At 68.6% G+C, this 23520-nt stretch carries 21 protein-coding genes; 13 read left to right on the top strand and 8 right to left on the bottom strand.

What is annotated here, in order from left to right:
* The first annotated feature begins 32 nt into the window (after window positions 1-32).
* A complete protein-coding gene (locus ACFULV_RS27415) occupies window positions 33-1466 on the top strand; it encodes a DHA2 family efflux MFS transporter permease subunit (RefSeq protein WP_378661515.1) in 1434 nt (477 codons plus the stop codon).
* Here ACFULV_RS27415 and ACFULV_RS27410 read toward each other — a convergent pair.
* Window positions 1451-1915 carry a hypothetical protein gene (locus tag ACFULV_RS27410; protein WP_378661512.1) on the bottom strand — a complete coding sequence of 155 codons (465 nt, stop codon included), beginning with the start codon at window positions 1913-1915 and terminating at the stop codon, window positions 1451-1453. The two genes, ACFULV_RS27415 and ACFULV_RS27410, sit on opposite strands and share 16 nt — an antisense overlap.
* Window positions 1916-2263: 348 nt before the next feature.
* On the opposite strand from ACFULV_RS27410, the gene ACFULV_RS27405 reads away from it, so the two are divergent.
* The 11 genes from ACFULV_RS27405 to ACFULV_RS27355 all read left to right on the top strand — a co-directional run bounded on the left by ACFULV_RS27405 (window position 2264) and on the right by ACFULV_RS27355 (window position 15019).
* Entirely contained in the window at window positions 2264-2581 is a 318-nt protein-coding gene (locus tag ACFULV_RS27405; protein WP_378661509.1) for a Uma2 family endonuclease, read from the top strand.
* Between the two features lie 307 nt (window positions 2582-2888).
* Window positions 2889-3950, top strand: a complete 1062-nt coding sequence (pheS, locus tag ACFULV_RS27400) for a phenylalanine--tRNA ligase subunit alpha (RefSeq protein ID WP_378661557.1) — start codon at window positions 2889-2891, stop codon at window positions 3948-3950.
* Window positions 3951-3969: 19 nt separating this feature from the next.
* Window positions 3970-6471 (top strand): phenylalanine--tRNA ligase subunit beta, encoded by a 2502-nt coding sequence (pheT, locus tag ACFULV_RS27395; RefSeq protein ID WP_378661506.1) that lies wholly within the window; start codon window positions 3970-3972, stop codon window positions 6469-6471.
* Between the two features lie 167 nt (window positions 6472-6638).
* Entirely contained in the window at window positions 6639-8042 is a 1404-nt protein-coding gene (locus ACFULV_RS27390) for a TerD family protein (RefSeq protein WP_378661554.1), read from the top strand.
* Complete coding sequence (locus tag ACFULV_RS27385; protein WP_378661503.1) at window positions 8039-8797, top strand: alpha/beta hydrolase; 759 nt, start codon at window positions 8039-8041, stop codon at window positions 8795-8797. The genes ACFULV_RS27390 and ACFULV_RS27385 overlap by 4 nt, the downstream gene beginning before the upstream one ends.
* A gap of 52 nt (window positions 8798-8849) precedes the next feature.
* On the top strand, window positions 8850-9350 hold the full coding sequence (locus ACFULV_RS27380) for a PspA/IM30 family protein (RefSeq protein ID WP_378661500.1): 501 nt from the start codon (window positions 8850-8852) through the stop codon (window positions 9348-9350).
* 47 nt (window positions 9351-9397) lie between these two features.
* Window positions 9398-10423, top strand: coding sequence for a hypothetical protein (locus tag ACFULV_RS27375; protein ID WP_378637028.1), 1026 nt, complete (start codon window positions 9398-9400; stop codon window positions 10421-10423).
* A gap of 380 nt (window positions 10424-10803) precedes the next feature.
* Window positions 10804-13548 carry a nitrate- and nitrite sensing domain-containing protein gene (locus ACFULV_RS27370; protein WP_378661497.1) on the top strand — a complete coding sequence of 915 codons (2745 nt, stop codon included), beginning with the start codon at window positions 10804-10806 and terminating at the stop codon, window positions 13546-13548.
* A gap of 28 nt (window positions 13549-13576) precedes the next feature.
* Window positions 13577-14005, top strand: a complete 429-nt coding sequence (locus tag ACFULV_RS27365; protein WP_378637023.1) for a roadblock/LC7 domain-containing protein — start codon at window positions 13577-13579, stop codon at window positions 14003-14005.
* Entirely contained in the window at window positions 14002-14442 is a 441-nt protein-coding gene (locus ACFULV_RS27360) for a DUF742 domain-containing protein (RefSeq protein ID WP_378661495.1), read from the top strand. Before ACFULV_RS27365 ends, ACFULV_RS27360 begins: the two co-directional genes overlap by 4 nt.
* 10 nt (window positions 14443-14452) lie before the next feature.
* Entirely contained in the window at window positions 14453-15019 is a 567-nt protein-coding gene (locus ACFULV_RS27355; RefSeq protein WP_378661551.1) for an ATP/GTP-binding protein, read from the top strand.
* Between the two features lie 20 nt (window positions 15020-15039).
* Here ACFULV_RS27355 and ACFULV_RS27350 read toward each other — a convergent pair whose 3' ends face one another.
* The 7 genes from ACFULV_RS27350 to ACFULV_RS27320 all read right to left on the bottom strand — a co-directional run bounded on the left by ACFULV_RS27350 (window position 15040) and on the right by ACFULV_RS27320 (window position 22310).
* Window positions 15040-16581 (bottom strand): hypothetical protein, encoded by a 1542-nt coding sequence (locus ACFULV_RS27350; RefSeq protein WP_378661492.1) that lies wholly within the window; start codon window positions 16579-16581, stop codon window positions 15040-15042.
* Window positions 16582-16600: 19 nt separating this feature from the next.
* The gene (locus ACFULV_RS27345; RefSeq protein ID WP_378661489.1) at window positions 16601-17197 is read right to left on the bottom strand and encodes a hypothetical protein; all 597 of its coding nucleotides are present in this window, start codon (window positions 17195-17197) and stop codon (window positions 16601-16603) included.
* Window positions 17198-17294: 97 nt separating this feature from the next.
* A complete protein-coding gene (locus ACFULV_RS27340; protein WP_378661486.1) occupies window positions 17295-18677 on the bottom strand; it encodes a lipase family protein in 1383 nt (460 codons plus the stop codon).
* A gap of 79 nt (window positions 18678-18756) precedes the next feature.
* Window positions 18757-19398, bottom strand: a complete 642-nt coding sequence (locus ACFULV_RS27335) for a TetR/AcrR family transcriptional regulator (protein ID WP_378661483.1) — start codon at window positions 19396-19398, stop codon at window positions 18757-18759.
* A gap of 16 nt (window positions 19399-19414) precedes the next feature.
* A complete protein-coding gene (locus tag ACFULV_RS27330) occupies window positions 19415-20224 on the bottom strand; it encodes an ABC transporter ATP-binding protein (RefSeq protein ID WP_378661481.1) in 810 nt (269 codons plus the stop codon).
* Window positions 20224-21306, bottom strand: coding sequence for a FecCD family ABC transporter permease (locus ACFULV_RS27325; RefSeq protein WP_378637003.1), 1083 nt, complete (start codon window positions 21304-21306; stop codon window positions 20224-20226). Before ACFULV_RS27325 ends, ACFULV_RS27330 begins: the two co-directional genes overlap by 1 nt.
* Window positions 21303-22310, bottom strand: coding sequence for a FecCD family ABC transporter permease (locus ACFULV_RS27320; RefSeq protein WP_378661479.1), 1008 nt, complete (start codon window positions 22308-22310; stop codon window positions 21303-21305). Before ACFULV_RS27320 ends, ACFULV_RS27325 begins: the two co-directional genes overlap by 4 nt.
* Window positions 22311-22417: 107 nt before the next feature.
* On the opposite strand from ACFULV_RS27320, the gene ACFULV_RS27315 reads away from it, so the two are divergent.
* The gene (locus tag ACFULV_RS27315; protein WP_378661476.1) at window positions 22418-23485 is read left to right on the top strand and encodes an ABC transporter substrate-binding protein; all 1068 of its coding nucleotides are present in this window, start codon (window positions 22418-22420) and stop codon (window positions 23483-23485) included.
* Window positions 23486-23520 lie beyond the last annotated feature (35 nt).

The following is a 23520-nucleotide window of genomic DNA, read 5'->3' as shown; positions in this document are numbered from 1 at the left end:
AGTTATCAGCCAATAACAACTAAGGGTTTGGCATGACGCAGACACTCGAATCCGGCGACGCGCGCGCCGCCGTGACGCCACCGAACTCCGGGGCGAAGAACAAGCCGCTCGGCGCGGTGATCGCCGCCGTCGGCATTCCGATGTTCATGGTCACACTGGACAACCTCGTCGTGACGAACGCCCTCCCGGTGATCAAAACCGAACTGGGAGCGTCGCTGTCGGACCTGCAATGGTTCATCAACGCCTACACGCTGTCCTTCGCCGCGCTGCTGCTGTCGGCGTCGGCCCTGGGCGACCGGATCGGCCGGCGCCGGGTCTTCCTGGCCGGAATCGGCATCTTCGTCGTCGCTTCCGCGGCGTGCGCGCTGGCCACCGAGCCGTGGATGCTCATCGCCGCCCGTGCGGTGCAGGGCGTCGGTGGTGCGGCCGTCATGCCGCTGTCGCTCACCTTGCTGGCCGCCGCGGTACCCGCGAAGATGCGCAGCGCCGCGATCGGCATCTGGGGCGGCATCGCCGGCCTGGGCGTCGCGGTCGGGCCGGTCGTCGGCGGTGCGGTGGTCGACGGCCTGAACTGGCAGTGGATCTTCTGGCTCAACGTCCCGATCGGGCTGCTGGCGCTGCCCTTCGCTGCCCGCATGCTGTCCGAATCACGGGGCGCCGCACGGAAACTCGACTATCTGGGCGTGCTGCTCTCGGCCGGCGGCGTGCTGGCACTGGTCTGGGGTGTCATCCACGGCGCCGATGACGGCTGGACCGCACCGCAGGTCCTCACCGCGCTGATCGGCGGCGTCGCGCTGCTCGTCGCGTTCGTCGTCTGGGAGACCTACGCCACCGATCCGATGCTCCCGCTGCGCATGTTCGAATCCCGCGGCCTGAGCCTGAGCTTCATCGTGTCCTTCGGGTTCTCGTCCGGCGTCTTCGGCTCGATCTTCCTGCTCGCCCAGTTCTTCCAGGTGGTCCAGGGCTACTCACCGCTGGAGTCGGGCATCCGCACGATGCCGTGGACGATGGTCCCGATGGTCGTCGCACCGCTGGCCGGCCTGATCGTCGACCGCGTCGGCGCCCGCACCCTCATCGCGATCGGCCAGCTCTGCCTGGCTGTCTCGCTCGGCTGGATGGCGATGATCACCACCGCCGACGTCCCCTATCTCGCCTTCGTCGCCCCGTTCGTCCTCGGCGGTATCGGCATGGGCCTCACCTTCGCGCCCTCGTCCACCATCGTCATGGCCAGCGCTTCCCCCGCCGACCAGGGCATGGCGTCGGGCATCAGCAGCACCGTTCGCGAAGTAGGCGTCGCCATGGGCATCGCCGTCCTGGCCTCGGTCTTCGCCTCTCACGGCTCTTACACCGACCCCCAGGCCTACGTGGACGGCCTGGTCCCCGCGGTGTGGGTCGGCGCCGCCCTGGTCGCCTGCGCGGCGGTGGTGGCAGCGTTCCTGCCCCGGCACACTCAGCCCGCGGAATAGCCGCTGATCGGTTCCCTGAGCAGGTGGTTGTCGCCGAACGGCACGACAACCACCTGCTCGGCGTCGTCGTAGATGATGGTGCCCGGTGCGGCGGAGTCCAGCCGCTCCCACCCGACGCCGTGCGCGTCGAGGATCTCGAGGTATCCCTCGACCCGCTCGATCATCGACACCGCGCTCGCCTTGAACCACGAGGCGGCACCCGGATGCCGTGCGCGGTCGTACACCCCCGGGTCGACATCACTCGGATTCGTCAGATTCTCGCTGAACCAGTCGTTGCCGTCACGGCGAAACCGCACCTCCCGGGCACTCAGGTGCCCTGCGGCCCACAGCCCGTTCACCAGGCCGAATACGCCCGGATGTCGACCGTGTCGATTGGGCTGCGCAGCCTGGAATCGAACGTAGGGCAGTGCGCCGGCCGACGTGACCCGACGGCCGTTCGGCCCCGTCATCCGACACTGTCCGGGTGCTGGCCCTGCTCGGGCGCCGCCTGCTGTTCTGGCCGGTGCGCGCACAACCCCGCCACACGCGGGAACGGACGCCGCCCCACGGGCCGAATCCCGAAGCCACACAACGCAAGCCCGCTCCCCGGAGCGGTGAGTCGAGCACGCCGCCCCCGCGGAGACGTCGGATCGCCGGTCTGTTCAGCCATCGAGTCGTCCTGTTCTCGAGTCGAACACGCTGGTGTGTTTGCTCATTTGGACGCGCCCCGATCCCATTCGGTTCCCTCGAATTCGGACTGCTTTCCGATTGCCCTGAGAAACAGCCGATTTCGCGCACAACACCCGACGCCGCCCGACTTGGTCGTCCTCCCTGACACCTGGGACACCGACGATGACTGGCTCGCCTACCCCCTCGATGTCGAACTCGCCGTCGAGGTGATCGCGAAGTCGGAGCGGGCGGCGCAGATCAACGGCAAGAACGGCTGGTACGCCGCGGCGGGCGTGCGCGCCCTACTCGTCATCGACCCTCGCGTCGGCCGCTGGGCATTGTTCGCCGGTCCCGCCGCAGGCGGCTACGCCGAACTGATCGAAGGCATATACGGCGACCCGATCAGCCTCCTCGATCCCCTGGGGTTGTCCCTCGACACTTCCTGCCTGCCCCGATACGACGAGTAGCCGCGCCACGACCCCCGACCAGATCGGTCAGTCCGCGATTGCGGGATCCCATACGAGGGCTGTGTGGGTGACGGTCGTGACCGGCGCGCCGGAACCGGGTAGGAGAATTCGCGCGACCTGCGCCGTGGATCCGCGCCCTCGAGTGCGCTGATCAGTCCACCTCGAGACCCCGCCGACCTGCGCTGATCGCGTCGCGAGTAATCCGGATGAATCGCGTCAACCCCATCCCATAGGATTTACGCAGCACCGATGCGGGATGGCAATGACGCGCCCGCGAACCGATCCCCAGGGGAGAGTCGAGAAGATCGTGGCCGACGACAACAGTGGAGTCGAGCAAAACGCCTCTTTGACCGAGGAGGCACTCGCGGCAGCGGCGGCGGAGGCCGAGAAGGCGTTTGCCGCGGCGGCTGACCTGGATGCGCTGGCGGTCGCCAAGACCGACTTCATCGGCGGTAAATCGCCGATCGCGCTCGCCCAGCGTGGGCTGGGCAGTGTGCCCAAGGAGGAGAAGGCCGAGGCCGGTAAGCGGGTCAACGTCGCGCGCAAGCGGGTATCGGACGCGTTCGAGGCGCGCCGTGCCGCGCTCTTGGCGGAGCGCGATCAGGCCGTGCTCATCTCCGAGAAGATCGACGTCACGCTGCCCGCCCGTCGTCAGCCCGTGGGCGCCCGGCACCCGATCACCGTCATCTCCGAGCAGATCGCCGACTTCTTCGTCGGCATGGGCTGGGAGGTCGCCGAGGGTCCCGAGGTGGAGACCGAGCACTTCAACTTCGACGCGCTGAACTTCCTGCCCGACCACCCGGCGCGCACCATGCAGGACACCTTCCACATCGCCCCGGAGGGTTCGCGCCAGGTGCTGCGCACGCACACCTCCCCGGTGCAGGTGCGGTCCATGCTGGAGCGCGAGGTGCCGATCTATGTCGCGTGCCCCGGTCGCACCTTCCGCACCGACGAGCTCGACGCCACCCACACTCCGGTGTTCTCGCAGGTGGAGGGTTTGGCGATCGACAGGGGCCTGACCATGGCGCACCTGCGCGGTGTCCTCGACGCGTTCGCCCAGGCCATGTTCGGCCCCGAGACCCGTACTCGCATGCGCCCCAACTACTTCCCCTTCACCGAGCCGTCGGCCGAGGTCGACGTGTGGTTCCCGAACAAGAAGGGCGGCGCGGGCTGGATCGAGTGGGGCGGCTGCGGCATGGTCAACCCGAAGGTCCTGATCGCCAGCGGCATCGATCCCGAGGTGTATTCCGGGTTCGCGTTCGGCATGGGCATGGAGCGCACCCTGCAGTTCCAGACCACCATCGCCGACATGCGCGACATCGTCGAGGGTGACGTGCGGTTCACCCTGCCCTTCGGTATCCGGTCTTAGAGAGAGAGCGAAACGTCAAGTGCGAGTAGCACAGTCCTGGCTGACCGAGATCCTGCAGCGCACCACCCCCGAGTGGTCGGTGTCGGCGGAAGAGCTCGACGCGGGCTTCGTCCGGGTGGGTCTGGAAGTCGAAGAGGTCGACAAGCTCGAGCCCATCGGCGGTGACATCGACAAGCCGCTGGTCGTCGGCCGCGTCGCCGAGATCACCGAACTGACCGAGTTCAAGAAGCCGATCCGCTTCTGCAAGGTCGACGTCGGCAACCCCGAGTTGCAGGAAATCGTCTGTGGCGCGCGCAATTTCGCGGTCGGCGACCTCGTTGTCGTCGTGCTGCCCGGTGGCGAGCTGCCCGGCGGGTTCAAGATCTCCTCGCGCAAGACCTACGGTCACACCTCCAACGGCATGATCTGCTCGGTCGCCGAACTCGGCATCGGTAAGGATCACGACGGCATCCTGGTGCTCGAGCCCGGTTCTGCGCAGCCGGGCGACGACGCGAACGTGCTGCTCGGCACCGATGACACGATCATCGAACTCAACATCACCCCCGATCGTGGCTACTGCTTCTCGGTGCGCGGCCTGGCCCGCGAGCTGGCCTGCGGGTTCGACCTCGAATACGCCGATCCCGCCGTGCGTACGCTGCCGGAGGCCGACGACCAGGCCTGGCCCGTTCGCCTGGAAGACGATGCGGATTGCACCCGCTTCGGCGTGCGCCGCGTCACCGGGATGAACCCGAACGCGGTGAGCCCGCTGTGGTTGCAGCGCAGGCTGATGCTGTCGGGTATGCGGCCGATCTCCCCGGCTGTCGACGTCACCAACTACGTGATGCTCGAACTCGGTCAGCCGCTGCACGCCTTCGACGCCGCGAAGCTGCACGGCGGCCTGGTGGTTCGCTCGGCGCACAAGGGCGAGACCCTGCGCACCCTCGACGACACCGAGCGCACCCTCGACGCCGAGGACGTGGTGATCGCCGATGATTCCGGCGTCATCTCCCTCGCCGGTGTCATGGGCGGTGCGAGCACCGAGGTCGGCGCCGAGACCACCGATGTGGTCCTGGAAGCCGCCGTCTGGAATCCGCTGCGGGTGTACCGGACCTCGCGCCGGCACAAGCTCTCCTCGGAGGCGGGCAAGCGCTACGAACGGGTCGTCGATCCCGAGATCAACATCGCCGCGCTCGACCGCGCCGCGACCCTGCTCGCCGACATCACCGGCGGCACCATCGAATCCGCGCTCACCGACATCCGGGTGCCCCTGGAGCCGGTCGCGCCGATCGCGATGGACATCGACCTGCCCGACCGCGTCGCCGGCGTCACCTACCCGGCGGGCACCTCCGTGCGCAGGCTGGCCCAGATCGGCGCGGGCGTCGAGATCGAGGTCAACGACGCGGGCAAGACCCAGCTGCTGGTGACCCCGCCGAGCTGGCGCCCCGATCTCTCGCAGCCCGCTGACCTGGTCGAAGAGGTCCTGCGGCTGGAGGGCCTCGAGCAGATTCCGTCCGTGCTGCCGACCGCGCCCGGCGGTCGCGGTCTGACCGCGCAGCAGCGGCGTCGTCGTGCGGTGAGCCGGGCGCTGGCCTTCGCCGGTGCCGTCGAGGTGCCGCCGCCCGCCTTCCTGCCCGGTGGCGTGTTCGAGGTGTGGGGGCTCGACGCCGACGACCCGCGCCGCAATACCACCCGCGTCCTCAACCCCCTGGACAGCGACCGCCCCGAACTGGCGACCACGTTGCTGCCGGGTCTGCTGGAAGTGGCCGCCCGCAACATCTCTCGCGGTGCGCGCGACCTGACCATCTACGGCATCGCCCAGGTGGTGCAGCCCGGCGCGCAGACCCGCTCGGTCGAGGCGCTGCCGGTGGACCGTCGTCCCACCGACGAACAGATCGCCGAGCTCAAAGCATCGCTGCCCGCCCAGCCGGTGCACATCGCCGCGGTGCTCAGCGGTAAGCACGACCCGCGCGGGCCGTGGGGGCCGGGCCGTCCGGCCGAGGCCGCCGACGCCTTCGCGCTGGTCGACGATATCGCCGACGCGGCGGGTGTCGTCATCGAACGACGGGCCGCGGCCTACCTCCCGTGGCACCCCGGTCGCTGCGCGGAACTGCTCGTCGACGGTGTGGTCGTCGGTCACGCGGGCGAACTCCACCCCGCCGTCCTGGAGCGCGCTGGTCTGCCGCCGCGCACCTGCGCGCTGGAAGTGGACCTCGACGCCCTGCCGCTGAGCGAATCCCTGCCCGCGCCCACGATCTCGGCGTTCCCGGCGGTCCTGCAGGACGTATCGATCAGTGTCGAGAAGATTGTCCCGGCCGCGCAGGTGGAAACCGCGCTCCGCACCGGCGGCGGCGACCTGCTCGAGAGCATCGCCCTGTTCGACGTCTACGAAGGCACCCAAGCCGGTGAGGGCCGTAAATCCCTCACCTACGCCCTGCGTTTCCGCGCGCCCGACCGCACCCTCACCGAAGACGAGGCCAGCGCCGCCCGCGACGCCGCCGTCGCCTCGGCCACCACCGCGGTCGGCGCAGAACTGCGCGGCTGATCCGCACCGATACCCGAAGGCCGTCCGGTTGTGCCGGGCGGCCTTCGTCGTGTCGCCGCAGTGATTCCACCTGGGCGGCACGTCCCCGGAATTCGGCGGCGGCGGGCGGGGAGCAGGGGCGACCGGTTGGGGGCGGAGGAGGGGCGGGATAGGTTGGACGGGTGTCGATGATGAAAGGTGCCAATGTCGCGGTGCCTGCCTCCGCGGTCCGGGTCGAATTGGGTTGGCAGTCGGGGCAGGGTGTGCCCGATGCCGATGCGTCCGCGCTGTTGCTCGCCGGGGCGAAAGTGCGCTCCGATGACGACTTCGTGTTCTACAACCAGGCCGTGCACCCCTCGGGGGCGGTGCGGCACGAAGGAAAACAGCAGGGGCACACCGTGGTCGACGCGCTCTCGGTGAATCTCGGGCAGGTCGAGCCGCAGATCGAGACGATCGTGCTCGCCGCGTCCGCCGACGGGGGGACCTTCGGGCAGTTCCACGGGCTCTACATCCGGGTGATCGACACCGCGAACGGCGCCGAGGTCGCGCGGTTCGACAGCAGCGGGGCGACCACGGAAACCGCGTTCGTGCTCGGCGAGCTGTACCGCCGCCAGGGTGCGTGGAAGTTCCGTGCGGTCGGCCAGGGGTATGACAGCGGATTGGCCGGGCTCGCTACCGATTTCGGCATCTCCGTCGACGACGCCCCCGCGCCTCCCGTCGCACCGCCCGCACCCCCGCAGCCGTTCGCTTCGGGCCGGCCGGCTCCGCAACAGTCGTACGCCCCACCGACACAGCCCTTCATCCCCGCGCCGCAGCCGAACCGGCCCCACACCCCGCCGCCCAGCCCGCCGACCCCCGCGTTCCCGCCGAATCAGCAGCAGCCGCAGTACGCGCCGCCGCCGAACCAGCCAGGCATCCCACCCCAGCAGAACCCCCAGTTCGCCCCGCCACCACCACCGGTCGACCTCGCCAAGGTGTCGCTCACCAAGGAGGCCCCGTCGGTCTCCCTGACGAAACACGGCGCCACCGGCGGCGTCATGCGCGTGAACCTCAATTGGACCTCGATGGCCGCCACCGGCCGCCTCTTCGGGAAACTCCGCGGCAAGAACATCGACCTCGACCTGTGCTGTTTCTTCGAATTGGTCAACGGCGCGATCGGTTCCGTGCGCGCCCTCGACCGCCGCTTCGGCGCCCTCTACGAGCCGCCGTTCATCCACCTCGATCAGGACGACCGCACCGGCGCCAGCATCACCGGCGAGAACCTGTCGGTCAATCTCGACTGCACCCAGTTCATCCGCCGCATCCTCGTGTTCGCCTCGATCTACGACGGCGCCAGCGATTTCCGTAATGTGCACGCCACCGTCACCCTGAACACGGTGAATTCCGCGCCCATCGAGATGACGCTCGACGGCTGCACCGACAACTCCCGCGACGCGGTGCTGTTCGCGCTGGAGAATGTCGACGGCGAGTTCGTGGTGCGCCGCGAGGGCAGCTTCGTCCGCCCGCCCGCCGGTCAACCGGGCGGCGGTGTCGTGGAGATCGCCCGCCTGTACAACTGGGACTTCGGCTTCCAGGCGGGCCGCGGCAAATGATCCGGCATCCCGCGACGCGCGTGCTCAACGCGCTGGTCTACCACCCCGACAAGCACCTCGCCCAGACCCCGGCGGCGCTCGGCCTGGACTATCGCGATCTGACCATGCGCACCGCCGACGGTGTCGATGTGCACGGCTGGTTCGTGCGGGCCGAGCGCCCCCGCGGTCACATCCTCTACGCGCACGGCAACGCGGGCACCATCGGCGACCGCGTCTCGATCATCGCGCTGCTGGTCGACGCCGGCTTCGACGTGCTCGCCTTCGACTACCGCGGCTTCGGCCACAGCACGGGCACGCCGAGCGAACAGGGCACCTACCTCGACGCCAGAGCCGCCCGCCAGGCCCTGCTCGATCAACCCGAAGTCGACCGCGATCGGGTCTACTACCTGGGCAAATCCCTCGGTGGCGGGGTATTGCTCGAACTGGCGGGCGAGTATCCGCCCGCGGGCATGATCCTCATGTCGACGTTCAGCGGCATGCGCGCCGCCGCCCGCTCGGTCTACCCGTTCCTGCCCGCGCCGCTGATCCCGAACGCCTATCCGAGCCTGCGGCACATCGCGAACCTGCGCGTCCCGGTCCTGATGATGCACGGTGACCGCGACGAACTCCTCCCGCTGCGCCACGCCGAACGCCTGTACGCGGCGGCACGGGAACCGAAACAGCTGATCGTGGTCCCCGGCGCGGGTCACAACGATGTGATCGACACGCTCGGCGCCCAGTGGCCGAAGATCATCGCCGACTGGGCGGCTCGATAACGCCGCCGGCCGGTCGTCGCCGGGGGTCGCTGATTCTGCGTAGCCTGGCGGTATGAGCGAAACGAGCGAACTCCTCGGCCGCCTGGCTGCGCTGCCCGACGACGAGCTGGTGTCGGTGCTGCGCGCCGCGGTCGCCGGACGCCCCGGGCTCGGCGCGGTCGCCGCCGCACTGGCCCAGGCTGAGATCGGTCATGCCGAAACCGGATCACCTGTGACTCTGGACACGAACGTCATCGACGCGGATGTGGTGCCCGTCGCATCCGGGCAGGTCGGAGGCGCGATGCCGGTACCGCCGGTACCGTCCGGGCTACCGGTGGCCGGCGCACCCACCGCCACCGGCGGATATTCCACTTCCGGAGTGCCGACATTCGACTCGGTTCGGGATAAGGTCGAGCAGCGTTTCGGCACCGCGCAGGGAATGGACGAGCTCGACCGGCAGACTCCCGCGGGTCGCAGCGTCGACGAGCAATGGGAGGCGCGGGAGAAAGCCGCGCGTGAGCGGCTGGATCAGATCCGGAAATCGGTGCAGGGCAACGATTCCGGCGAGAAGTAGCCACGCGTCCTCCCCTCCAGCAACGACCGTGATGGGTGGACACACAGATGACGCAGGCGCGCCAGATCGCCGACCGACTGCTCGATGCGCAGGTGGAATTCCTGCTCGCCGAGGTGACCGGTGAACGGTTCGCCGAGGTGATCGCCCGCGACGTGGCGGCCGTGCTGGCCGTCGGCGAGACGATCAGGTTCGGTGACGTGGTCTCCCTGGAACAGGGCGAGCAGACGGTGGCCACCGTGTTCGACCGCATCGGCGGCAGCCCCGTGATCGCCGATACCGTCGGCATCTTCTCCGACGCCATCTACGACCACATCGCCTCGAACACCGAATACACCCTCGGCGACGTGGTCGACCGCGAACCGGTGGAAGCGCTGCTGGAGAAGATCTTCGGCATGCACCAGGCCCAGGAGCGGATCCTGGACCGGCTCACCGAGAGCCCGCTCGTCGCCACGGTCGCCTCGCGTTTCGTCGACAAGCTGATCGGCGATTTCGTACAGGCCAATCGCGAGCGCGCCGAGAAGATTCCGGGCGTCTCCTCGCTGATGTCGCTGGGTCAGTCCGCTGCCAACCGGGCCAAGAAGGTCGCCGCCGACAGCACCTTCGTCGGTGACCTCGCGGGCAAGGGCGCGCTGTTCGCGCTCAAGCGCACCAACAACGCCATCCGCGACATGCTGCGCGACGCGCCCGTGCACTCGGCGGCGATGGAGTTCTGGGACCTGCACGCCGACGAACCCGTCGCGGGCCTGCGCGAATACCTCACCCAGAAGGACCTCAACGAGCTGGTCCAGATCTGCTACGAGATCGCGGTGACGACCAGGGAGAAGGAGTACTTCGGCCTGCTCGTGCGCGAGTGCGTCGAGGTGTTCTATGCCAGGTACAGCGACCACACGCTCTCGGCGATGCTGCCCGAACTCGGCCTCGATGCCGACGACATCAGTGCCGAGATCCTGCGCTACGGGCCGGCTGTCATCGAGGCCGCCAAGCGCAACGGTGTGCTGGCCGGGCTGATCAGGGAACGGCTCGAGCCGTTCTTCTACTCCGATCAGGTGCTGGGAATTCTCGGCGGCGAGTAATTCTCGCGAATGCCGTTCGGTAACGCGAATTGATCGATACGACTTCGCTTCTCGATTTGCGTGACATCGTCGCAACCGGTAGTGATGTCGAGCATTCGAATTGCGGCTTCTGATCGGTCGCATCAAATGTGCTGTGTGTCACGCTCTCTGGTGACCTGTATGTATCCGGCAGTGAACCGGCCGACCAACTCGCCGCCGGTGCGGCTGTGAGCATTCGGCTACACAAAGCCCGCTGGATTTCCGGCATGTTTAGATCAGTGCACGAATTGCTGCTTTACACCGTTCCGAATTGACCGCGCACTGCGCGGAGTGCAAGTTTGCACCTGACTTTCCGTGAGCCACCGTGACCGACGTTGCGGTGGCATTGCCAAGGAGTAGGTGTGCGTGCACGTTCCCGGCCGAACCCGACCGGAACCCGATCGGACGGCGGCGCTCGAGGGCAGCGGGCCGGCGCCGGGCTGATCCGGCCGCGCACCATCTCCGGCCAGCTCGCCCGGATCCTGGTGGTGTCGCTGGTGCTGGTGCTCGCACTGCTCGGGCTGACCATGTCGACACAGGTCAGCGCCTACCGCCGCAGCGGGGAGACCGTGGACGCGGTGGCGGTCGCGCTGGCCGCGCAGGACCTCGTGCAGCAGGTCCAGCGCGAGCGCGGTCTGAGCAACGGTCTGCTCGGCGGTGATCAGCGCCTGCGCCAACCCGTCACCGACCAGCGCACGGGCACCGACGCCGCCCTGCATGCCCTGGTGAACGCCGTCGTGGGGAACCCGCCCGGTGCGGGGGAGGTGCGCTCGGCGCTGGGGCATCTGGCGGGTCTGCCCGCGATCCGCTCCCAGGTCGACAATCGCAATGTCACCCGGCAGGCCGCGTTCCAGTTCTACACCGACGGCATCGACGCGCTGAACCGCCTCTCGCTGGGTCTCGACCAGGCGCGTGACCCGGCCGTCCGGCACGGCCTGCAAGCGCTCTACGCGCTCGGTGACGCGAAGGAATTCGCGGCCCGTGAACGCGGTTTCCTCAACGGCGTTTTCGCCGCGGGGGAATTCGCGCCGGGGGAGTACGTGCAGTTCCTCGACATCCGCGCTGCCCGCAATGCCGCGCTCACCGCCTTCGGCCACGACGCGACACCCGCCCAGCAGGCCCGTCTGGACGCGGTCCTGGCAAGCGAGAACGCCACGCGGGCAACCGAATCGGAGAACATCGCGATCGCCTCGACGTCGGGACCGCTGGTTCAGCAGGTCGACCCGGCCGTGTGGTGGACGCAGATGACCGCGGTCATCGACGAGCAACGCAGGGTCCAGCAGGTCATCGGCGACGACGTGGGCGCGCGGGCCGAGACACTGCGCCGCGACGCCGCGCTGATGCTGGCCGCCTTCGCCCTGGCCGCGCTGTTGGCGATCGCCGCCGAGTTCGCGCTCGTCTTCGCCAGCATCAGGGCCATCGTCCGCCCCTTGGCCCAGCTGGCCACCGAAGCCGACGACGTCGCCTCCGCCCGACTACCCGAGGTGATCGCGGCCTGGCACAGTGCCGCCGACGCCCAACCCGATCCGCCCGCCCCCGTGCGCACACCTCCCGGCGCAAGCGTCGAGATCGCCGCTGTCGCGGGTGCGTTGGATCGCGTGCAGACCACCGCGTTCGACCTCGCCTCCGAGCAGGCGCTGGTGCGGCGCAACACCACCGAATCGATGGCGAATCTGGCCCGCCGCAATCAGAACCTGGTGCGCCGTCAGCTGGGTTTGATCAGCGAGTTCGAACGCGAGGAGCTCGACCCGAAGGCACTGTCGAACCTGTTCGAACTCGACCACCTGGCCACCCGCATGCGGCGCAACGCCGAAAGTCTGCTGGTGCTGGTCGGCGAGGCGAGTCCGCGTCGATGGGCCGAGCCGATCGCGCTCACCGACGTGATCCGGGCCGGGCTGTCCGAGGTCGACGACTACCGGCGGGTGGTGCTGCGCCGGATCGACGACATCGCGGTGACCGGCGCCGTCGTGAGCGAACTGGCGCATATCCTGGCCGAACTCATCGAGAACGGGCTGGCCTTCTCGCCGCCCGATCTCGAGGTCGAGGTGTACGGCCGCAAGGTCGCGGGCGGCTACCTGCTCGCCGTCGTCGATCACGGCGTCGGCATGCCCGCCGAGCAACTCGCCGAAGCCAATGCCCGGCTGCGCGGCGAGCAGGACTTCATCGTCGCCTCCACCCGCTACCTGGGCCACTACGTGGTCGGTCGGCTGGCGGGGCGCCTCGGCATCGACGTGGAACTGAACACGTCACCGGTCAGCGGCATCGTCGCCCGCCTGCTCCTCCCGCCGTCGCTGCTCGCCGACGGAAAGACCGGGCAGACAGCGGATCCGCGAGAGGGCGCCGCCCGAGGCCCCGCACGTCAGGATCTGGCCGAACCCGCAACGCTGGAGCGCACTGCCACCTCCGTCGCAGTGGGTCACGCGGTGGCCCCTGCGCGCACTGGGGCCACGACCGGTTCGGCGACACCGGGGCACCACGCGATCCCGGCCGACGCGCCGGGTGCGGACCACAGCGATGATCGACCGGTCGGGTTCCTCGGCGATATGTCGCACGGCATCCGCGGTGGCTCGGCGTCGACGACCGGCACCAACGGGCGGTCGCGGCACAGCCGCAATCCGGAATCGGGAGCCGGCAGCAGCGCCAACGGCAGTGGTCCGGCCTCGGCGAACCATTCGTCCACCGGCTCCGTATACGCACAGTTCCTCAGCAGTTCAACCGATTCCGCGCACCCGCGCAACGGTGCGGTCCGCAACGGCACGTCGACTGAGGACCACTACGGCGTGGTAGCCCCGGACCGCTCGGAGCGGGCGGCCCGGGGACACAACGGCTCGGCGGTACCGCCACCGCGTGAACTGCCCGCCGTGGAGTCCATCGGCGCACCCGCCGTCGAACGCACCCGCAACGGCCTGGTCAAACGCAGCAAGCGCGCCAAGATCACCGGTGCGCCCGAGCGACCCCGCCGCGATCCGGCCGGCAGTCCGGACCGGCCTCCGGTTGTCGAACGGACCCCCGACCAGACACGCAGCATGCTCTCCTCGTTCCGCACCGGCCACGAACGCGGCGGCGAGACCGAATCCTCTTCCCCTCCACTCGATCCCACCCGCTGACCGATCGGACAAGACCCCAGGAGACCCGGTGACCACCCACCTACCGACCGCCGATCCACACACCTTCAACTGGCTGCTCGGCAACTTCGTCCGCAATACCGACGGCGTGCGCGACACCGTCGCCGTCTCCTCCGACGGGCTGCTGATCGCGATGTCGGACGGACTCGACCGCACCGGCGCCGACCGGCTCGCCGCGATGGTGTCGGGCCTGTCCAGCCTCGCCCGGAGTGCCTCGCGCAGTTACGATTTCGATGGCCTCAAATTGATCATGATCGAGATGAAGCGCGGCTTCCTGCTGGTGTCGGCGCTGGGCGACGGCAGCTGCCTCGGCGTGATCGCCGACGGCGGCTGTGATGTCGGTCTGGTCGGCTACGAGATGGCGATCCTCGCCGAACGCGCCGGATCACTGCTGGACCCGCTGCTGATCAGCGAATTGCGAGAGTCGTTGCGCAGATGAGAGATTTCGATCTCCCGCGGCTGCCCGACCCGCGCATGATCCCGATGAACCAGCCGGCGGGGTGGCGTGGTCTCGTCCCGTCGGTGCCGGTGACCCCCACCGACCACGACGATGTCGACGACCGCTTCGTTCGCCCGTTCGTGGTCACCGCGGGCCGCACCGTCCCGGTGCTGGACGGCCTGCGCATCGAAACCCTCGTCCAGGCACCGCCGTCCGCACTGTCGGCGCCGCTGCGGTTCGAAGAACGCACCGTGGTGCAGCTGTGCCTGACGCCGCACTCCATCGCCGAAATCGGTGCCGCCCTGCGGGTTCCGATCGGCATCGCCAAGGTGATCGTCAGCGATCTGGCGGCGGCGGGGCATGTGACCGTCCGTGACGCGCCGGAACTGTCGACCGCCGCCATCGAGAGGATCCGCGACCTTGTCCGCGCACTTTGAGGCACCAGCCATGCCGTCGTCGGTGAAGATCGTGGTCAGCGGCGGCTTCGGCGTCGGCAAGACCACCTTCATCGGCGCCATCTCCGAAATCGAGCCACTGGTCACCGAAGCGTCGATGACCGAGGTCTCCATCGGTGTCGACGATCCCGGTCGCCGCGCCGAAAAGACCGCGACCACAGTGGCTCTGGACTTCGGCCGGATCACCCTCGACAAGTCGCTGATCCTCTACCTCTTCGGCACCCCCGGCCAGGACCGATTCGTGTTCCTCTGGGACGACCTGGTCGACGGTGCCCTCGGCGCGGTGATCGTCGTCGACACCGGCCGCGTCGAGGACTGCTACCCCGTCCTGGACTACTTCGAGGAACACCACACGCCCTTCGTCGTGGTGGTGAACCGCTTCGCCGACGCGACCCGCTTCGATCTCGGTGAAGTCCGTGAAGCGCTCGGCCTCGACGACTGGATCCCGGTGCTGGACTGCGATGCCCGCGACCGTGACTCCGTGCGCGATGTCCTGGTCGCACTGCTCGAGCAGGTCCTGTTGCACCGCGTCCAACCCCGTCAGCGGGAGGTGAGCTGAACCCATCCCGGTCGCACCGGTCAGCGTCGATTCAGCGTGAGGTCCGACAGGGCCAGGTGCAACCGCGCGTCGGTGACATCGACCGAGGTGTCGGTGAACCGCTTGCCACCCAGCGTGTTCCGCAGGAAATCGCGTACGGTGCTCGGCTGCGCGTCCACCGAGGCGAGAAGTCCCTGCGGCACTTCGATGGTCCCGTCGAAGAACCGTGGCTGGGCGGTGATTCCGGGCTGCTGCGGTGTCTGCCGCAAGCCGTCGACGGTGTGCAGCACGACGTCGAGCCCGCTTCCGTCACCGAATTCGATCCGCAGCGGTGTGGCGGAGACGGCCGGGTCGAAGGACTGGATGCGTGCGGTCCACCCCTGGGCCGAAACGCCCTGGTAGCCGTACTCGGACACCGGACCGAGCGTCTCGTGAGCGCGGTTCACCGGCGAGTTCTCCAGCACCGCACCGGACAGCGGCTGATCGGTGACGACGAAGGTCCACGACGCATCGGTGAGCATCTTGCGCCAGAATCCGGTCCGGCCACCGTCGCGTCCTTCGACGCGCAGCTCTCGCGCCGCCGAGCCGGGCCCGGTCCGGTGGACGGAGATGCGGTCGGTGATCTCACCGGGCACCTTCGGCTGTGCGGCCCAGTCGGGTGCGGGCAGCTGGATGGCGGCGTAGCGAGGATCGACGCGCTCGGACAGCATGTCCGGCGCTTCGGGCAGGCCGCGCTGGTCCTCGTAGGAGTAGCGGAAGAAGACCTTGTCCGCGCCGGAGATGTCGAAATCGTAGAGGCGCGTGTAGAAGTCGCCGTACCGGTTGACGACCAGCGAGGTCGACGCGCTCGTGGACAACGCGACAGCCTGGAACCGCCCACCGAGCGGAGTGCTCATCTCGTAGCTGTGGTCCACCGGCAGCCACGGGTCGACGTACTGGATCCGCTGACCGCCGTGGGTGAGCGCGAAGACGTGCGACACCTTCGCCCCGCCGACGGGGTGTTCGTTGCCCGCGGTATCTGTCCACACGTGGTCCTCGTTGGGTGACAGCACCGACCACGACCAGGTCAGCGCGCCCGGCGGCAGCGTATTGCCGGGTCCGGTCCACAGCGGGGTGCCGTAGCGGCTGCTCCAGTTCCAGTCCGCGGGAGCGCTGAGTGCGTGATCCATCGTGACGAACCGGCCGTCCCGGTCGATCATCATCACTTCGTCGTCGTCGGCCGAGACACCGGCGATCGTGCCCGCCAGGCAGCCCGGCAGCGCGATCATGCGCCAACCACCGAGGGCGGCAGCCGCTTTCGCGTACACCTGACCGTCGCGGGTGGCGAAGGACCAGCGGCGGTTGAACGACTCGGTGGTGGTGCGGAAATACACCTGCTCGGGCAGCGCGACCGTTGCCGGGGCGAATGCCGCGAACCCGGCATCGGATTCGTCGACGCTCACCTCCGGGGTGCCGACCGTACCCACCGGCAGACACCCCGGATCGGCGAAGGCCGCCGATTGTGTTGTCACCCCGGCGAATACCAGCCCGGCTGCCGCGATCAGCGCTGTACGCCGGACGGCGTGCCCGCGCCTCACAGCCATCCCGCCGCGCCGAAACCGATCAGGGCGATCGCGTCGATCCCGAAGATCGTGCCGACCACCACCCCTTGCTCCGCACGCTCGGTAGATCGTGCACGAAGAAGCAGGCCGCGAAGAACGGCACGTACCCGATGATCCAGATCAGGAACGGGAAGCCCGGCTGCCACCATGACCAGTCCCAGGTCAGCACGCCGGCCTCGTTGAGCAGTATCTCGACACCCACCGCCGCGATCGAGTTGACCGCGATCAGCACCGGCCGGTTCGGCAGCCCGAAGATCCGAGTTTCCTTCGGCGGCAGCATCTTCGCCGCCGCGATGCCCATGATCGCGAACATGAAGCAGATCTCGATGTTCAGCCCGATCAAGATCTGGTACGCCGTCGGTCCGCTCGCCGCCCAGACCGGTGCCCGCTCGGTGAAGTGGAAGACCAGCGAGTTCCAGATCTCGTTGAACCAGTCCATGCCCCACAGCGCGAGCCCGGCGAACAGCACATTCCAGTTACGCCGCTCGACTTCGACCGCGTAGATGTAGATGACCACCAGTAACAGCGGAATGACATACCACTTGAACTGGCTCGCATCGCGAAGAATCTCCAGCGCGGCCCGCGCGTTGTCGGTCAACGGGGCACCTCCTGCTCATGATCGACGAACTCGGCGAGTATGATACAAATCAACATCGAACGTCAATGTGTATCGCCGAGTTCGCCGATTCGTCGAGTCAGCGGCTCCCGAGCGGCATGCCGAACAGGGACGCGAACTTCGCGGCGAGCGAGTCGCCGAGGAAGTCCAGGGCGCCGGGGGTCGCGGCCATGGTGCCCGCGTCGGAGGTGGTGCAGTCGGCAGCGGCCGGGACGCCGTCGAGGCGGTCACGCAGCCAGATCAGCGCGGCCGGACCGCCGACCACTTCCGCGACGATGTGTTCGCTGGCATGGTCGCGGGTGTAGGTCAGCGACGTGTTCGGATCGCGGCAGTAGGTGTCGACCAAGGTGTCGGTGGCGGCCAGCGGCAGGATCTCGTCCCACGCGGAATGCCACACGAACAGCGGCATGTCGGGGACGGACTTGCCCATGCGGGTGTCGTCGAGCATCGCCGCGACCGGCGGATCGTCGAGGGGATTACCGTCGGAGCCGATCATGCCCGTCAGATTCAGAAACGGCAGCAGCGCCGACTGATACTGCACGCACAGCGGCGATTTGATCGCGAACAGGGCCCTGCCGAGCGGATCGAGCCGCTGATCGAGGTAGGCGGCGAAATCGGGGTATTCGCGGATGAGTCCCAGAACGGCGGCGAACACCAGACCCGAGGTCAGCTGATTGTTCGCCATGCTCAAGGCGGCACCGAGATCGGCACCGACCCCGCCTTCGGCCGCGCCCACGATGTTCAGTTCGGGCGCGTAGCTGCTGTGTAGTTCGGCGGCATGGCCGGTCGCGATGGAACCGCCGGAGTAGCCGTAGAGACCCACCGGCGCGGTCGGTCCCGCCTCGAGCGGGGCGAAGCTGGTCGCCGCGCGAATACCGTCGAGGGTGATCCGGCCCGCCAGCGGTCCGGCCGCGTAGGCCGAATCCGGGCCCTGATGGTCCGGAACGACCACGGCCCAGCCCTGTGACAGCGCTGCCTGCGCGAACAAGAACTCGGCGGGCACCACGATCTGGCCCGCCACCGCGGCCGCCGAAAGATGTTGCAGCGCATAGGACGGCGCGCAGTAGCCCGCGGTCGAGTCCTCGGCCAGCTGCACCGACAGCAGCTTGCGCGGGTTCGGCGCCTGCCCGCGCGGCTTGATCAGGGTGGCGACCGCGGGGATCGCCTCGTCACGGCTGTTGTTGGAGCGATACGACACCTGCCATGCGTCGACATCGATCGGCAGCAGACCGAAATCGGCGATCCGCACCTGCCGGACCGCGATGATCGCCCCCGGCTCGGTCGCCGCCACCACGTCCGCAGGCGGTAGGTAGAAGCCCGGATCCCATTCGGGCGGTAGTGGAATCACCGGCGGGGGCGCCGCCGGCGGCGCGGCCGCGACCGGCCCGGCGGTCACCACCGTTGCCGCCGCGAGCACACCGGTGGCCAGGGCAAGCCATCGCTGAACGAAGGGAGATCTCATCGCGCACAGTCCTCACATGAATTGAGACTCCTTCGTCTCAATAGCGGCAACTATGACATGGGTGTGGCGCAGATCGCAATCACGCGTCGGGGGACGTCGCCGAGATCAGGCTGTTCAGGATGGTGGAGAACACGTCGACCAGTTCGTCGACGGGCGGGCGCGGGTCGTCCAGGCTCCACTGGTGCACGGCGCCGTTCACGGCCCCGATGAACGCCGCCATCGGCACCCGCCAACCGCCGGGCGGCATCCGCACGCCGTCGCGTCCGGCCGCGATCGCGGTGACCACCTCGCCCCACCGGTCCCTGACCTGCGCCCGATACGCCTCGATCTCGGGGCTCACTCCGACGATGTCGACGAAAGCGACTTTGGCGCACCGGATGTCGTCGGTGATCGCCTTCGTGTACGCGCGAACGGCCGCGTCGATCAGCGTGCGCAGCTCGTCGGATTCCGCCGCGGCCAGCGCCTCGGCGACCGCCGCCCCTGCCTTGTCCTGCACGGAGTCGTACACCGCGACGAGCAGTTCCTCGCGCCCGGCGAACTGTTCGTAGAACTGCCGACGCGACAGCCCCGCGGCCGCGCACACGTCGGTCAGCGAACTGTTGGCGTACGACTTCTCCGCGAACACGGTCAGTCCCGCGTCGATGAACAGCGCCCGGCGCTCGACCTGTCGTTCGGCGACCGAGGTGCCGGTGTAGTTGTGTCGAGTCCGCCCAGAGGTCACCCCATGACCCTACTGTTCAGGATTCGGTCGAGGCGCCGGCGTCGACGGGTCCGATCGGGACCACCAGCGGAGTGCCGGTGACCGGGTCGTCGATCACCTTGGCGCGCAGCCCGAATACCTGCGCCACCACGTCCTCGGTGAGCACTTCGGCGGGCGTACCCGCGGCAACCACCCGGCCCGCGCGCATCGCGACCAGTCGATGCGCGTACCGCGCGGCGAGGTTCAAGTCGTGCAGCACCATCACCACTGTCCGGCCCGCCTCGGCGTGCAGGCGCCGGACCAGGTCGAGAACCTCGATCTGGTGGGCGAGATCGAGAAAGGTGGTGGGTTCGTCGAGCAGGAGCAGGTCGGTGTTCTGGGCCAGCGCCATCGAGATCCACGCGCGCTGGCGTTGGCCGCCGGACAGCTCGTCGAGCGAGCGATCGGCGAACTCGACCATGTCGGTCCAGGTCAGCGCCTCGGTGATGGCGGCTTCGTCGTCGTCGGACCACTGGCGGTACCAGCGCTGGTGCGGGTGTCTGCCCCGGGCGACCAGGTCGGTGACGGTGAGACCCTCCGGAGCCAGCGGGGATTGGGGCAGGATGCCCAGCACGCGCGCCACTTCCTTGGTCGACATGCGGTCGATCCGTTTGCCGTCCAGGTGGACATGTCCACCGGCGGGTCGCAGGAGCCGGGCCATCGCGCGCAACAGGGTGGATTTGCCGCATCCGTTGGGTCCGATCACCGCGGTGACAGTGCCACCGGTGATGTCCAGGTCCAGCCCGTCCACGACGGTTGTCGGCCCGTAGCCGAGGGTCAGCTCGCTGGCCTGCAGCCGAACGGTCATCACACGCCCGCTTTCCCGACGCGATTGCGCCGCATCAACAGATAGATCAGATAGGGCGCGCCGAGGACGGCGGTGATCACCCCGACGGGCAGTTCGCCGGCGGGCAGCAGGGTGCGGGCGACCAGATCGGCGGCGACTGTGAAGGCCGCGCCGAGCACCACCGAGGTGAGCAGCGGTGGTTGTGCCGAACCGGTGAGACGCAGCGCGACCTGCGGCACCGCGAGCGCGATGAAGATGATGGCGCCCGCCGAGGCGGTCGCCACACCGGCGAGCAACACGGCCAGGACGAGGAGTGTCAGCCGGGCGGCGTTGAGCCGCACACCGAGTGAGCGGGCGGTGTCGTCGCCGAAATGCAGCGCGCCGAGCAGATGGGTGCCCCCGAGTACGACCGGCACCAGGACAGCCAGGGCGATCGCCACCGGTGTCACCTGGATCCAGCTGCTGCCGTTGAGGCTGCCGGTCAGCCAGGTCACCGCCCGCGTCGCGATATCCACGTCACCGACGCTGAGGAGCCAGAAGGTCACGCTGGAGAGCAGCGAACCGGCGCCGAGACCGACGAGCACCAGCCGATAGCCCTCGATACCGCCGCGCCAGGCCAGGAGGAAAACGCCGAGCGCGGCGAGCAGGCCGCCGAGCATGGACGCGACCGGCACCCCGATCTCGGCGGCGGCGCCGCTGATCTGGCCACGGCTGCCCGACAGGGCGATCACCGCGACCGCGGCCACGCTCGAGCCCGCCGTGACGCCGAGAATATCGGGACTGGACAACGGGTTTCGGGCAATGCCCTGCGTGATCGCGCCGGACAGCGCCAGTGCCGCGCCGACCAGCGCGCCGGTGAGAATCCGCGGCAGCCGCAGATCCCACACCACATAGGCCAGGCCGTCGTCGCCGCCACCGCTGAGCACGGCGAGCACGTCCCACGGCGTGACCGGACCGCCGTCGGGCATCGTGTAGGTGCCCAGCGCCAGCGCGACGCAACTCGCGGCGCCGAGGATCGCGAGGCCGACGACCAGGACTGCCGTCGTGCGCAGTCGTAGCTGCCAGGACACCGGTCCCAGCCGGACCGCCCGGACGGTACTCATATGCTCACCAGCTTTCGGCGGCGGACCAACACGATGAAGAACGGGACGCCGACGAAGGCCAGCATGATGCCCGCCGGAAGTTCGCCCTTGTCCAGCACCAGCCGCCCCGCGATGTCGGCGACCAGCACCATGACCACGCCGAGCAACCCGGCGACCGGGACCAGCCAGCGGTAGTCGGGCCCGGTGATACCGCGGGCCAGGTGCGGGACGACGAGCCCGACGAAGCCGAGCGGTCCCGCGATCGCCACGACCGCGCCGGTGAGCAGCACGATCGAGCCGATGCCGATGGTGCGCGCCAGGGAAACGCGATGGCCCAGCGCACGGGCGGTGTCCTCGCCGAGGCTGAGCGCGTTGAGCGCGGAGGTGTTGGCCAGTGCGAGGACGATCCCGACCAGGATGAACGGGGTGGCCTTGCCGAGGAGGTCCAGGTTGGATCCGACCAGCGAACCGGCCTTCCAGAAGCGGTAGATGTCGGTGACGTCGGTGTCGAACAGCACCACCGCCGAGATCAGGCCCTGCAGCAGGTAGCTCACGGCGGCGCCCGCCAAGGCGAGGGTCACCGGGGTCGGTCCGCCGCGGCCCGTCGCGCCGATGACGAACACGGTGACGGTGGCGATCAGGGCGCCGGCGAAGCCGAACCACACATAGCCGAACAGGCTGGAGATGCCGCCGATCATCACCGCCAGTACGATGCCGAGCGCCGCGCCCTGGGTGATGCCGAGCAGTGCGGGGTCGGCGAGGGGGTTTCTGGTGTGACCCTGGATCACCGCGCCTGCGATGCCGAGCGCGAGGCCGGCGAGGACCCCCAGCAGCGTGCGTGGCAGGCGAAGACCGTTGACGATGGCGCCGGTCTCGGTGTCGGTCGTGCCGCCGAGTGCGTGCAGAACATCAAGGGGAGCAATGAATTTGGAACCGATGGCCAAACTGAGCAGGACGGCCGCGAACACCGCGGCCAAGAGTCCGGCGATGAGTAGCAACCGGCGAGACCGTGTGTTGGCGAACACGACTCCGGGCGGCGATGCGGGCACTATTCCTCTTCATAGTTGGTAATTAGGTAAGGCTTCGCTAGGTTAGCAACCCTAAAGAACTCTGAACCACTCGGGAGACCTCGATGAACACCCCACTGAGCCGTCGGCTCGCCGCCGCCGCGGCAGTCGCCGCCGCCGTACTGAGCCTGTCCGCGTGTGGCCAGGACCGGTCGGCCACCGGCGCCGCGAGCAGCGATTGCGATACCGCGAGCAACCTCGACGGCGGCGCGTACCCGCGCACGATCGAGGCCGGGGCGGTCAAGGACAAGGCGGGCGCGAATGTCGGCACGGTCGTCGACCCGGCGACCATCACCACCCGGCCGGTTCGGGTCGCGGCGCTGGATCAGACGTTCGTCGACGCCGCCCTGGTGCTGAACACCGAAGTCGTCGCGTACACGACCTACCAGTCCATGGGCGAGAAGCTGCCCGCGTTCCTCGGCGCGGCCGCCCAGACCTGCGGCGGGCGAGCGGTGAACATCGGCAACCTGCAGACCCCCGATATCGAGAAGCTGGCCGGCGCCCGGCCGGATCTGATCGTGTCGGCGAAGGTGCGTCACGAGAAGCAGTACGAGCAGTTCAAGGGCATCAAGCTCGGTTCGGGCACCGTGCCGGTCGTGTTCAGCCAGACCACCGGTGCCACCTGGAAGGAGAACCTGCTGCTGCTCGCCAAGGCGGTCGACAAGGAGAACCTGGCGCAGGCCAAGCTGGCGGCGTACCAGGACCGTGCCACCAAGATCGGGGCGGCGATCAAGGCGAAGAACGGCGGCAACGCGCCGACCGTGTCGCTACTGCGCTTCCTGCCCAAGGAAGACCGGCTGATGCAGCGGGTCAGCTTTGTCGGCGACATCTTCGCCGACGCCGGTCTGAACCAGCCCGACAAGTCCGACGACCCCAAGAACGACTTCTCGATCACGCTCAGCCCCGAGCGGCTGCTGGACGCCGACGCCGACTACGTCTTCCTCACCAGCAACGGCGAGGACGCCGCCGCGCAGCGCAAGGCGGCCGCCGAGGCCAACCCGCTGTGGAACCAGTTGCGTGGCAAGGTCACTCCGGTCGACGACCTGGTCTGGCTGACCTCGGTCGGCCTCACCGGCGCCCACTCGGTCCTCGACGACATCGCCAAGACCTTCGAGGTCGACCCGGCCAAGTAGGTCGAACCCGCCGTGTTCGCCCACCCCTACACTCG

Source organism: Nocardia sp. NPDC057272 (assembly GCF_042668615.1).
GTDB lineage: Bacteria > Actinomycetota > Actinomycetes > Mycobacteriales > Mycobacteriaceae > Nocardia.
The sequence above is the reverse complement of the archived record's forward strand: the minus strand, read 5'-3'. Positions and strand labels throughout refer to the sequence as shown.